Annotated in this window: 10 protein-coding genes and 1 pseudogene; 10 read left to right on the forward strand and 1 reads right to left on the reverse strand. The window is 41.7% G+C overall.

Features of this window, described 5'->3' with window-relative positions; translation table 11 throughout:
- Positions 1–63: 63 nt before the first annotated feature.
- From BUB38_RS10220 to BUB38_RS10235, 5 genes are all read left to right on the forward strand, one after another.
- Positions 64–858 carry a Fic family protein gene (locus BUB38_RS10220; RefSeq protein WP_139258398.1) on the forward strand — a complete coding sequence of 265 codons (795 nt, stop codon included), beginning with the start codon at positions 64–66 and terminating at the stop codon, positions 856–858.
- A gap of 227 nt (positions 859–1,085) precedes the next feature.
- Positions 1,086–2,114, forward strand: coding sequence for a PDDEXK nuclease domain-containing protein (locus tag BUB38_RS10225; protein WP_073160199.1), 1,029 nt, complete (start codon positions 1,086–1,088; stop codon positions 2,112–2,114).
- Positions 2,115–2,493: 379 nt separating this feature from the next.
- Complete coding sequence (locus tag BUB38_RS15835; RefSeq protein WP_083539797.1) at positions 2,494–3,435, forward strand: restriction endonuclease subunit M; 942 nt, start codon at positions 2,494–2,496, stop codon at positions 3,433–3,435.
- On the forward strand, positions 3,425–4,453 hold the full coding sequence (locus tag BUB38_RS15840; protein WP_083539798.1) for an Eco57I restriction-modification methylase domain-containing protein: 1,029 nt from the start codon (positions 3,425–3,427) through the stop codon (positions 4,451–4,453). The genes BUB38_RS15835 and BUB38_RS15840 overlap by 11 nt, the downstream gene beginning before the upstream one ends.
- A gap of 7 nt (positions 4,454–4,460) precedes the next feature.
- Positions 4,461–7,814 (forward strand): DEAD/DEAH box helicase family protein, encoded by a 3,354-nt coding sequence (locus BUB38_RS10235; protein WP_073160224.1) that lies wholly within the window; start codon positions 4,461–4,463, stop codon positions 7,812–7,814.
- Positions 7,815–8,189: 375 nt separating this feature from the next.
- Here BUB38_RS10235 and BUB38_RS10240 read toward each other — a convergent pair whose 3' ends face one another.
- Positions 8,190–8,906, reverse strand: a complete 717-nt coding sequence (locus tag BUB38_RS10240) for a hypothetical protein (protein ID WP_073160201.1) — start codon at positions 8,904–8,906, stop codon at positions 8,190–8,192.
- Between the two features lie 11 nt (positions 8,907–8,917).
- Between BUB38_RS10240 and BUB38_RS10245 the strand changes: the two are divergent.
- From BUB38_RS10245 to BUB38_RS10265, 5 genes and pseudogenes are all read left to right on the forward strand, one after another.
- Positions 8,918–9,316 (forward strand): annotated as a pseudogene (locus tag BUB38_RS10245) (N-6 DNA methylase); the annotation flags it as partial.
- A gap of 126 nt (positions 9,317–9,442) precedes the next feature.
- Positions 9,443–10,354 carry an Abi family protein gene (locus BUB38_RS10250; protein ID WP_175547672.1) on the forward strand — a complete coding sequence of 304 codons (912 nt, stop codon included), beginning with the start codon at positions 9,443–9,445 and terminating at the stop codon, positions 10,352–10,354.
- A 210-nt stretch (positions 10,355–10,564) separates the two neighbouring features.
- Positions 10,565–10,819, forward strand: coding sequence for a hypothetical protein (locus BUB38_RS10255; RefSeq protein WP_073160205.1), 255 nt, complete (start codon positions 10,565–10,567; stop codon positions 10,817–10,819).
- A 37-nt stretch (positions 10,820–10,856) separates the two neighbouring features.
- Complete coding sequence (locus tag BUB38_RS10260) at positions 10,857–12,113, forward strand: restriction endonuclease subunit S (protein ID WP_139258401.1); 1,257 nt, start codon at positions 10,857–10,859, stop codon at positions 12,111–12,113.
- 2 nt (positions 12,114–12,115) lie between these two features.
- A complete protein-coding gene (locus BUB38_RS10265) occupies positions 12,116–12,715 on the forward strand; it encodes a hypothetical protein (RefSeq protein ID WP_073160207.1) in 600 nt (199 codons plus the stop codon).
- Positions 12,716–12,784: the final 69 nt, after the last annotated feature.

A 12,784-nucleotide genomic window follows, 5' to 3' on the forward strand; every position in this document is an offset into this window, starting at 1 on the left:
TTGGCGAAATTTGATAAAATTTATTGAATCTCGCAATTGTAAGACTTGTTTTAGTGCAATTGTTTGTTAATCTTTTTGCAAAAGATGGCCGTAGAGGGGCTGGTTCACGAAGGCGATCCCAACGCAGGCTGCTACCGCGACGTTTCCATTTCCATTGCGGGTTCGAGTCATGAGCCTCCCGATGCCGACGATGTTCCGGCGCTGATGCGCGAACTTGTAAAGTTCATCAATAGGGATTGCGAACAGCAATATGATCTGCTGAAGGTTTCCGTAGCCCATCATCAGTTTGTCTGGATTCATCCGTTCCGCAACGGCAACGGAAGAACGGCAAGGCTCTTGACCTACGCCATGATTGTGCGGCTTTTTGATGTTCGCCAGTCTAGGCTGTTTAACCCTACGGCGGTGTTCTGCTCCAAGTACTACGAAATGTTGAAGGTGGCAGGCTCCAGGAACAACGAGGCGCAGGTACAGTGGTGCCAGTTTGTGCTGCAGGGGCTGCTAGACGAATTGCAAAAAACCGAAAAACTGACAGACGTAAACTACGTTAGGCAAAATATTCTGGAGCCTGTTCTTCGGGATGCATCGCGCAAGGGAATCATCGACAAGGATACGCTTTTAGCGCTGCAAGTTGCTCTCGAAAAACCAATCTTCCAGGCTTCAGACTTAGCTGGCGTGTGGGCAAATACTTTTGCGAGGTCCAGAAACATCCGCGCCATGCTGGATGCTGGCCTTATAGCCCCCGTATCCGAAGGCGCCCGAAAGTACTACCTGAAATTCGCAGGAAGCCCGCTGATGGTGAGCCTGATCTATACGCTGTATCAGCAAGGGTTCCTGCCAGAATCCATGATGAAGAATTAGATAAAAGAGGGGAAATGTAACCATGCGGAAGCCTGAAGAAAGTTTGCTCTGTAGTTTGTAAAATTTTCGCAAGCACCTTGCCAACTTTCTAAAAATCACCTACATTACTGCCCGACGCGCTTCTCTATCGAATGGAGAAGTGCGTCTTTTTGTTATATGGCTTTGCGGATTCTGCTTGCCGTATTCAAAGACGCCTCTGGTAACAAGAAATGAACGAAGGAGGCTGTATGGCTAAAAAAGAAATAGAATCACTCAACAAAAATTTTGTAACTGATATTCGCGGAATTATCGAACAGTCCCGCCGGAATGCGGTGCGCAGTGTTGATTTTTGCCGTGTACAGATGTACTGGAATATCGGGCGGCGTATTCAGGTAGAAGAGCAGAAAGGTAAAAAACGGGCTGATTACGGCTCGTTTCTCTTGAAAAATCTTTCCAAGGAACTGGAACCGGAGTACGGAAGCGGTTTTTCTTATCGACAATTGGCGTTCTGCCGTAAATTTTACACGCTTTACCCAATTGTGAACGCAGTGCGTTCACAATTGAATTGGACTCAATATAGGGACTTGATTGCTATTGATGATCCCGACAAGCGTGAATATTACGAATTGGAAACAGTGAATAACGCATGGACTAGTCGCGAACTTGAACGTCAAATTCATTCCCAGCTTTATGAGCGCCTTCTTATGAGCTCCGACAAGGAAAAGGTTCTGGCGGTAGCCCGCAAGCAAAGGATTCCCGAGACTCCCCAGGAGGTCATTAAGGACCCGATGGTCTTGGAATTCTTGGGCTTGGAACGTAATCCCGAATATTACGAACGCGATCTTGAAACCGCGATTATCAATCATTTGCAGCGCTTTTTGCTGGAGCTTGGCAACGGCTTTGCCTTTATCGCAAGGCAAAGAAGGATCCTTCTTGAAGACGACGAGTTCTTTGTAGATCTGGTTCTTTATAATCGTTTGTTGCGCTGCTTTGTGGTTGTTGAAATCAAGACCGAAAAAGTGACGCACCAGGATTTGGGACAGTTGCAGATGTACGTGAATTATTTTGACCGTGTGGAAAAATTGCCCGACGAACGCAAGACTATCGGCATTCTTCTTTGTGCCGAAAAGAACGATACCGTCGTAAAGATGACGCTCCCCGAAGACAACGAGACAATCCTTGCCAGCGAATTCAAACTTTACATGCCGAGTAAGGAGCGGTTGATTGCGGAGGTAAAGCAGGTTCGTGAAGAATTCGAACGGAAACAGGAACTGTGAACAGAGAAATAATTTGCAAAAAAATGGCCTAGTACGCTTAAAAATCTCGCTTCGTTTTTTCAAAAAATACCTATATTCCTCTATACATAGCTCCTTCTGCGACCAATGGCCCTCGAGCCTGCGGTGCGTGGGTTGAGCGCCCGTTTTATTGAGTTATTTGCTCTAGTCTCCTTTCTGAAATCGCCAAATTTCCATTGTAACGAGAATAGAGTGAACTGCTCACGTCCCAATTGGGGCGTGGGTCGTTTGCTGTTATTGGTTACAAAGGCTTTGGCGAGCCCCAGAAAGCAGTAATAGCTTCAGCGACTCCACGCCTTTTTTTGTTAGCTGAATTCTTTGACTTCTTCAAATCTCCGTAAACGGGGTGATGCGGAGTCAAATGAAGAAGCTTATTGATATAAATAACTATCCCGTTTCTGTCGTGCTAAAGTCCCTTGTCAAAGATAAGACAACGGGAAGAAATATCGTATTCGCTTCAACAATCACTACAAAGAGTGGAATTGTATATGGCAAGGCTGAACAAATTACCGAAGCCATGTTGCGGAATTTAGGACCAAATCTGATTCAGCCCAGAGTTGCAAAGTCACAAGAAGCACAGGCGGAACGAACTCGCGGAAAAGCGGAAGTGTTCACTCCGTCCTGGATTTGCAACAAGATGAACAACCATTGTGATGCAGAGTGGTTTGGTCGTGAGAATGTGTTCAATGTAGAAGATGACCAATCTTGGAAGCCTACAACGACAAAAGTGAAATTTGCAAATGAAGGCGATTGGCAAAAATATGTGGATTCAAAGCGCATTGAAATTACTTGCGGCGAAGCACCTTACATAGTTTCCAGATACGACTCCACAACTGCGGAGATTATTCCCATTAAAAAGCGTATAGGAATTCTCGATCGCAAATTGCGAGTCGTCAACGAAAATACGGACAATGAAGAAGATTGGCTCAAATGGACTTATAGGGCATTCCAAAGCGTTTATGGATACGAATATCAAGGCGACAACTTGCTTATAGCACGCATTAACCTACTGGTGACCTTTGTGGACTATATGAAAAATCGATGGAATCGCGAACCGACGGATGCTGAGCTTAGAAAAGTAGCCAATATCATCGTCTGGAATTTTTGGCAGATGGATGGCATCACAGGAACAGTACCGTATGGGAACCATACAAAAGAAAATGAACAGACCGGCATGTTTGATTTTGCTGTCGGAGAAAACGCAAAAAAATCCGAAGAAATAGAATGCCGAATTTTTGATTGGACAAGGCAGAAATCTTTGACCTATAGAAGCATAAAGGGAGGTCGTAAAAATGAAGTTTGATTTTGCAATTGGAAATCCTCCGTATCAGGAAAGCGGCGTTGGTGCAAATCCAAATGATCCTTCTGTATATCATCATTTTTACGAGTCCGCATTCTCTGTTGCGGAAAAGGTAGAGCTGATAACGCCCGCTCGGTTTCTATTTAATGCGGGGGATACTCCTGTAGAATGGAATAAAAAGATGCTTGAAGATGAACATCTAAAAGTTAAGATGTATGAACCTAAATCGAGTAACGTATTTTCTGGCACGAGCATTACGGGAGGGGTGACTATTGTTTACAGGGATGAAAAAGAAATATATGGTTCAATAAATTTTTTCTCTCCTTTTGATGATGTAAATACTATTGTTCAAAAGGTTGAAAAGAAGTCAAAACAGAGTTTTGCCGATATCATCTACAATAGGGGTTTGTATCGTTACTCTGATTTAGCTTATGATAAAATCCCTAATTTGACAAAGCTTACGGCGGATCCTAGAATTGCTCCAAAGTCATTTGAAAACTTACCAGATTACTTTACTGAAACAAAACCCAATGATAATTTGCAATATGTCAAAATTTATGGACGAGACAAAGTTGTTCGTTGGTTTCGTAAAGACTATGTGAAAAAGGTAGAAAATCTTGACAAATATAAAGTGTTTATTTCAAAAGCAGATGGAGCTGCGGGACAATTAGGAAACCCCATCCCCGCAAGAATATGCGGAAAACCTTTTGTGGTCTCGCCAGAAGTTGCGTCCACAGAAACCTATATTGCTATTGGATCTTTTGAGAGTGAAGCCGAGGCAAAGGCTGTAGAAAAGTATATTAAAACGAAATTTTTACGTACTATGTTGGGAGCCTTAAAGGTTACTCAAAATTATGCAAAACCAACATGGGAAAAAATCCCTCTCCAAGATTTCTCTTCTAATTCCGATATTGACTGGTCAAAATCTATTGCAGACATCGATCAGCAACTTTACGACAAGTACGAATTATCTCCTGAAGAAAGAACCTTTATTGAAACCCATGTAAAGGAGATGGAATAATATGGCTATGCAAAATCCGAACATTAAGACAACAAAACCTGTTGTTCCGATGATTTACGCCTATACCACTCCGGGTATTTCCTATCATGATGGCTATATCAAGATTGGCTATACAGAACAAACAGTTGAAGAGCGTGTCTATCAGCAAACACATACTGCAGGAGTCAAAGCCCAGGTGGAGTGGCAAGGTAACGCCATTTTTGACGATGGTTCTGGAGTGATTTTTAATGACAAACTGTTCCACGCCTACTTGCGCAAAAAAGATGTCAAACAACCCATGGACTTGGGGAATGAATACTTTAGCAAAGATGATCGAAACGAATGGTTTTTCATTTCACCCAATGATTCCCGCTCAATGTTCTACGAATTTCGTTCAAGTCGAGGTATCGTAGATTTAACGGAAGATATTGTTCCCTACAATCTTCGTGCAGAGCAGGAGTCTGCTGTTTCTATGGCCTTGGCTTACAGGAATGCTCATAACAAGGCGGAATTCCTTTGGAATGCGAAGCCGCGATTCGGCAAGACTCTCGCTGTATATGATTTGATGAAGCGTATGGGCGCGATGAATGTCCTTATCGTAACGAATAGACCTGCAATTGCAAATAGCTGGTATGCAGATTATGCAAAGTTTATTGGACGCCAATCCGGTTATTTCTTTGTAAGTGATGTGGACGGAATCAAGAATAAAAATCTGGTGATTCCTTACAAGGAATACGCTCTTGATAAAAAATCCCGTGTACTTAAGAATAAAAAGGCGATGGGGCTCATTTATTTTGCCTCTTTGCAAGATTTGAAAGGCTCAATCTACTTCGGTGGTAAATTCAACAAACTAGAAGAACTCAAGAAGACTTCCTGGGACTTACTTGTAATAGATGAAGCTCACGAAGGCGTTGACACATACAAAACTGATGTGGCATTTGATCAAATAAAACGTGATTTTACACTTCATCTTTCTGGTACTCCCTTTAAAGCTCTAGCAAATAACAAGTTTGCCGATGATGCAATCTTCAACTATACTTATGCTGATGAGCAGAAAAGTAAACATGGCTGGGATGATGCTTCTGAAACGGAAAATCCCTATGCAACGCTTCCGACCTTAAATCTTTACACTTACCAAATGTCCGAAATTGTTCGTGATGAACTTTCTCAGGGAATAGAGATAAATGGTGAAACGGAAGAATACGCCTTTGACCTTAATGAATTTTTCAAGGCTGAAAATGGAAAATTCGTTCATAATTCGTCGGTTGATAAGTTTTTAGACGCTCTTACCAAGCAAACCAAATTTCCGTTTTCTACAGAAGAATTGCGCGATGAACTTAAGCATACTTTCTGGCTTTTGGATAGAGTGGAAAGCGCAAAACTCATGGCTAAAAAACTTCATGAACATCCTGTATTCAAGGATTATGAAATTGTCCTTGCTGCTGGTGATGGGCGTGTTGACGATGCCGAAGAAAATAAGAAATCTTTCGATAAGGTCAAGAAGGCGATTGCTGAACATGAAAAGACTATCACCTTGTCCGTTGGCCAGCTGACTACCGGTATTACCATTCCTGAGTGGACAGCAGTGCTAATGCTTAGTAATGTGAAATCTCCGTCTCTTTACATGCAGGCCGCGTTTAGAGCTCAAAATCCTTGTCTTTTCCATGTAGGCTCCGAATACAAGCGTAAAGAAAATGCCTATGTATTTGACTTCGATCCTGCACGAACTCTGATTATTTTCGAAGAATTTGCAAACGATCTTTCTCCGAACACTTCTTCGGGAAAGGGCGATATTGAATCAAGAAAGAATAATGTTCGGGAACTGCTGAATTTCTTCCCGGTTATTGGAGAAGATGAAAATGGAGAACTGATTGAACTGGATGCAGAAAAAGTTCTTACCATTCCTCGTAAGATTAAGTCTGTTGAAGTTGTTCGTCGTGGATTCATGAGCAATTTCTTGTTCCAAAACATCGGCAATATTTTTTCCGCACCAAAGGAAGTTGTTGATTTAATCAATCAGTTTGAAGCGGTTGAAGAACCAAAGTCAAAAACACCCGTTGTATTGTCTAATGAGGTCAAGAAGGACTTGTCCTTAGATGAAAATGGTGAAGTCAACTTGACTGATGATTATGTTATTGGAGTGGCTTCGGATATTTTTGGTCCAAAACTTTACGATGTTAAAAAACAGGTCGAGGACACAATCACAGAAGTCAAGGAATCTGAAAAACCTGATTCATTAAATGATAAACTGAAGGAATTGGTTAAAAATACTGTTGTGCAAAATGTGGTTCAAACGGCCAAGGGAAGCTATGGCGATACGGATATGCCGAAATCAGTCGCTCGACAGGTGGAAAGTACTCTTAATTCAAAAGTAGATACCATTATTGACAAAACTGTTGGACAATTTAAAATAGAATCAAATGTTATTGAGCAAGAACGCGTTGTTGCTATGCAACAGCGTAACGTGACGGGAAAAACAACGGCTGAAATTGAAACTGAATTCAAGAAAAAGCAAGAAGATGCTTTTGCCAAGTTCAAAAACGAAATGGATTCAGCAATCAATGAATTTACTCAGGATTCCATTAAAGAAACGGTCAAGACTGTGGAAACCAAAATCAAGGAGCGCGAACGAGACTCTATTCAAGATGGTGTTAGAGACCATTTAAGAGGATTCTCCCGTACGATTCCTTCGTTCCTTATGGCCTATGGTGATGAAACCGTCACTTTGGCGACTTTTGATCAAAATATTCCTGATAATGTCTTTACTGAGGTTACTAGCATAACCTTGGAACAGTTTCGATTCTTGAGAGATGGGGGAGCGTATATAGACTCTGAAACTGGAGAAGAAAAAAAATTTAAGGGACAGCTCTTTGACTCCGTGGTCTTTAATGATTCTGTGAAGGAATTTCTTGCTTTAAAGAAAAAACTTGCAGACTACTTTGACGAAAAGAGTGTTGAAGATATTTTCGATTATATTCCGCCTCAGAAGACCAATCAAATTTTCACACCCAAAGATGTTGTTAAAAGAATGGTTGATATGCTGGAGGAGGAAAATCCAGGTTGCTTTGACGATCAGAACAAAACTTTTGTCGATCTCTACATGAAATCTGGACTTTACATTACTGAAATTGTCAAAAGGCTGTACCAGAGTCAGAAAATGAAGATGCTGTTCCCAGATGACAAGGAACGTCTAAGGCATATATTTGAAAAGCAAGTCTATGGTTTAGCTCCCACAGAAATCATCTATAAAATCGCAACTAACTTCATTTTGGGTTTTGCCGATAATACAGATGATTTGAAGCATAATTTCAGACAACTTGATGCGTTACCTTTTGCAAAGGAAGGAACCTTGCAAAAAAAATTGGATGAAGTGTTTTCTTGAGTGAGCTAATGGTTTATCTGCACAGGTTTTTGAAAAATTGAAAATCAAGAAGCCATTGGCGGATTAAACCGTGTGGTGGCTACGCTTCCTTTTGTTGACAAGGAACTGGTGGAAGGAATTTTTTGCAAAGAAAAAAAATTACGCGTTCCGCCTTGAAAGAGTAACGCAGTTTCTGCCAATAATGGTGAAAAGAATGAAATCGTTTGGTTGACTCAAGCTCAAATGGCAGACTTGTTCGTGACTGATAGAACATCCATATTGCGTTATATTCGAAATATTTACCAAACCGAGGAACTTGACGAACCTTCAACCTGTGCAAAAATTGCACAAGTTCGCATCGAAGGAACTCAATAAACTTATTTTCGCTGTACTCTTCTATCTCACCTGTACTTGCATGCTTCTATTGACCCGGGAGCCATTACTGGAAAGGCCGCGGATATTCACTAGGTAGGAACCTCTGCTATAGTCATTCAGGTTTACAATGGCGGAGCCGTTTACGGAAACGATGGACTTGGAAGTCATTAGGTGTTTGCCGCTTAAATCCGTCACGCTGATAGAAACATTGCGGGGCAATCCGTAAAGATGGACGATGTTGTTCTGGATGGCGACATGGAATGTTTTTTGGTTCAATGCGGCAACGGATGTGACATCGCCATCCTCATCGGGTTCTTCTCCTACCACGGTAATGATTCCACTCTTGACATAGGCTTCTCCTACGCCACCAATAGAAGTGACTAAGAATGCGTACTCACCAGGCTCGTCATTTACTGTGCCGCTAATCGAAACTTTCTTGTTTATGTTGTCTGTGTCAACAAGTAATCCTTCGGGAAGTCCAGTCACTTCAACGGTTTTCGCATTTTCCCAGGTGTAGCAAAAGTCGACAATGGCGGCACCTTTTTCTACAGTTTGCTTGGAACTTCCTGCGCCACACTTGGCAATGGTGGCTACGCCGGGTTCCGGATCCTGTGCGGATACTGCAGCCAATTTCTGGGTAACGCCGATCTTGCGGGAATAGGTATCGCCGGCATTGTCTTTCAGGGTAAAGGTGATGTAGCCAACGCCTGCAAAAGTGTCGTTCAATTTCACTGTCATCTTGGAACCGCTTACTGTTCTTCGACAAGACCGGCGCAAAGTCTGACAACGGCAAGATCACCCTCGTTGATGCAAGCAAGCTTGGCCAGGAATACAAGGATGCCAACGGCCTTAAGAAAGTCCGCCTAGAAGATTACGAAATCGAGAAGATCGTTAAGACCTTCCGCAATGCCGAGGCCGTCGAAGACTTTAGCGTGGTTGTCAGCTACAGCGAGGTTAAGGAAAAGGGCTACAGCCTAAGCGCAGGTCCGTATTTCGACATCAAGATTGACTACGTGGATATTTCCGAAGAGGAAATCAACGCCCAGATGGCAGCCGACACCGCCGAACTCCAGAAAATGTTCGAAGAAAGCCACAAGCTGGAAAACGAAATCAACAAGCAACTGGCCAGCCTCAAATTCGGGGGATAGTAAAATGGAAACGAGGGAGGCCTTGACATTTGGTTTGTGTAATTGTATATTATGTGCAAGAAAACCTTGCACGCCTCTTCACAATGCGCACCCAGCGAGGTTCTTTTTTTATTTAGGGGGAATTTGATGTCTCTTAGAATCTATAGTAAACCTCCCCAGACTTTGGATCAGCAGGCCCAATTACTGATTAGCCGAGGGCTTAAAGATGTTTCTAAGGATGAACTCGTAGAAGTCCTTTCAAGGATTAGCTATTACCGTTTACGAGGATATACTTATCCGTATCAGGATAACACCTCGTCTAATTCGGAATTTCTTCCCACGGCAAGTTGGTCCAGCATTAAGAATGATTACCTGTTTGACTCCGCTCTTCGAAATCTCATCGTAGAAGCGCTCGGCTTTATTGAAATCGCTGTGCGCTGTCAGATGGAATACCAACTCTCCATTGCTCATGGTCCACGTTGGTACGAAGATGTATCGCTGTGTCATAATCAGAAAATTTTTAATGATAACCTGGTAGAACTCCGAAAACATTGGAGCCGTTCTCGTGAGGTTTTCAAAACGCATTACGAAAGCGAGTATGACACCTCTATTGCACCTCCGGCGTGGATGATCTTCGAAACGACAACATTCGGAACGCTTTCCAAGACATTCTCTAACCTGAAATCTAATCTCAATGCCAAAACAGAAGTTGCGAAGTACTTCGGTTTCAATAAGGCCTCAACGAAAGTTCTAGTAAGCTGGTTCCAGCATTTAAACCTGGTTAGGAACATTTGCGCCCATTACTCTAGGCTTTTTACAAGGAGCTTTATTGTGCGCCCCATGATTCCCACAAACAAGCCTGCCAAATGGGTGGATTCGATTCCAAGTCAGGATAGAATCTATTTCTCCATTTGCATTATTACAACATTGCTGGATGTGTGTGCCCCGAATTATGATTTTAGAGGAAAGCTAAAGCAAGTGATGAAGATGGTCCGCCCGGAACAACTGCCGTCGCTTGGATTCCCTGAAAATTGGGGAGAACAAGATTTATTTGCGTAAAAGAAAATCGGAGCCCAGCTTAGAGTCAATTTTTATAGGGTCAAGAAAGTTGATAGTTAAAGTGATAGAATAAACGATAGTATAAATGATAGTTTAAACGGCGATAAAGCGGCGATAAAATGGCGATAAATTTTGAAAACGGCGATAAAGCGACGAAATGGTGCGAGGCAGAGTCATTCAGAGCGAAGCGAAGAATCTAGGATTAGTAAAATGGAAATTGCAACACTGATTATTAGCGTTTTGACACTTCTCACAACGATTGCGGGCATCGTAGTTTCTGTAGTTCTTTATAAGAAACAGAAAAAGGATGCTGCATTGGCAGAGAAAAAAAGAAAAGAAGAAGAACGGCAAAACGCGAAAGATGAGTTAGATGCAATAGGTGTAATCCCTTTTGGAGCTCCTGGTTTTAGCAGAATGGATCTTGCAAAAGTTGCTTATTTGAAAGTAAAGGCTGGAAGAAGGTGACCTTGGTTTGGTGTCATTCTGAACGGAACGAAGTGTAGTGAAGAATCTAGAACACGGATTAAACATGGAAATGACGAAATACAAATTGGGAGATATCGCAAAGACTGGTTCAGGAGGAACTCCGAAATCTACTGTTGCTGAGTATTATGAAAATGGAACAATTCCTTGGATTAACAGCGGCGAGTTAAATCATCCGTTTATTAGTAGTACAGAAAATTTCATCACACAAGCCGGTTATGACAATTCAAGTGCAAAGTTATTTCCGCCACAAACTGTTTTATTGGCCATGTATGGTGCAACTGCTGGCAAAGCATCTTTGCTTGAAATAGAAGCTTGTACAAATCAAGCTGTGTGCGCAATAATGCCAGATGAGAAAGTTTTATCCCCTTTATATCTGAAGTACAAACTTGATACAATGTACAACTATTTAGTTGGTATTAGCACAGGGTCAGCAAGAGATAATTTGTCTCAAGAAGGAATAAGATCATTAGAATTAAATATCCATTCGTTAGCTGAACAAAAGAAAATCGCAGCAGTCCTTTCCGCACTTGATGACAAAATCGCCCTGAACAAAAAGATGAACCAGAAACTCGAAGCCATGGCAAAACGCCTATACGACTACTGGTTCGTACAATTCGACTTCCCCGACGAAAACGGTCGCCCCTACAAAACCTCCGGCGGCCCCATGACCCACAACCCCACCCTCAACCGCGAAATCCCTGTGGGTTGGGAAGTAGATGTTGTTGGAAATGTTTGTGAAACGGTTCTTGGGGGAACGCCATCTACAGAAAATGAAAGTTTTTGGAACGGAAATATTCCGTGGTTAAATTCCGGTGAAGTCGCGGAATTCCCAATTTTAAATGCGGAAAAACGTATTACAGAAGATGCTGTAAAAAATAGTGCAACGGCGTATTTACCTGCTGGTTCTGTTACATTGTCTATAACGCGTCATTTGCGTCCTAGCATTATGGCAATAGATGCATGCATTAATCAATCTGTGGCTGGAATAAAAGAAAATGACATTTTGAAAAACGGATATCTCTATCCATATTTGGTAAATGAAATTCCTCGCTTAAATACCTTAAGGGGAGGTGCTCAACAACCGCATATCAATAAGGATACTGTGGATAAGTCACCTATTGTTATCCCTGCACAAAATGTTTTACATCAATATTATGAAAAGGTAAATCCACTGTATAAGGAAATTATTGAAAAAGCGAAAGAATCGCAAAAACTCACCGCCCTCCGCGACAAACTCCTCCCGCTCCTAATGAACGATCAAGTGGAGGTGTAATAGTGTATACCGATTTAATTGAACGAAATATAAACAATTGTGTGGAATATAACCAAAATCGAGAGAATATAAGAACTGTAGAAGATCGTCGATACATTCTTGAAGTTGATGGAATTTGCCCATTATGTGGTGATAGTCTCATAGACAAACGCAAGGGATCTGGCGTAAAGCAATATGAAATAGCTCATATATATCCAAATAGTCCCACTAAGGAAGATTTAGTGGCTCTAAAAAATGTTAATGTTCTTGGGACTAATTCTGAAGATTTTCAGAATAAAATTGCCATATGCAAAAAATGTCATAATAAATATGACTACCGCAAAAATGTGGACGAATATAATAACCTTTTGAACAAAAAGAAAACTTTGTATACAAGGCAATTGGCTAAAGAAGCTCTTGCAGAATGTAATATGAATGAAAGGCTTTTTGCGTTGATGAATAAAATTGCATCTCTTGATGTAGAACTGATTGGACAAGAATTGAGAATGCAGCCTATAGAAATCAAAAGAAAGTTTGGTTCTGATGAAAAACTTTTAAAGGCGAAAATTAACGAATTTGTCGCGGCGTATTACAAAACCCGAATTCTATTTGCAAATGCATAATCCGAGCGGAATCTGAAGGATGCAAAAAAGGCCCCCAGATGGGAGCCAGCTAGGATAACTAAATTGCAA

It is taken from the genome of Fibrobacter sp. UWH5, assembly GCF_900142505.1.
Taxonomy (GTDB): domain Bacteria; phylum Fibrobacterota; class Fibrobacteria; order Fibrobacterales; family Fibrobacteraceae; genus Fibrobacter.

Bases quoted from the DNA above. Each gene is read 5' to 3' on its own strand.
- BUB38_RS10225 (WP_073160199.1), top strand. From the start codon at position 1,086: ATGGCTAAAAAAGAAATAGAATCACTCAACAAAAATTTTGTAACTGAT.
- BUB38_RS15835 (WP_083539797.1), top strand. From the start codon at position 2,494: ATGAAGAAGCTTATTGATATAAATAACTATCCCGTTTCTGTCGTGCTA.
- BUB38_RS15840 (WP_083539798.1), top strand. From the start codon at position 3,425: ATGAAGTTTGATTTTGCAATTGGAAATCCTCCGTATCAGGAAAGCGGC.
- BUB38_RS10235 (WP_073160224.1), top strand. From the start codon at position 4,461: ATGCAAAATCCGAACATTAAGACAACAAAACCTGTTGTTCCGATGATT.
- BUB38_RS10240 (WP_073160201.1), bottom strand. From the start codon at position 8,906: ATGACAGTGAAATTGAACGACACTTTTGCAGGCGTTGGCTACATCACC.
- BUB38_RS10250 (WP_175547672.1), top strand. From the start codon at position 9,443: ATGTCTCTTAGAATCTATAGTAAACCTCCCCAGACTTTGGATCAGCAG.
- BUB38_RS10255 (WP_073160205.1), top strand. From the start codon at position 10,565: ATGGAAATTGCAACACTGATTATTAGCGTTTTGACACTTCTCACAACG.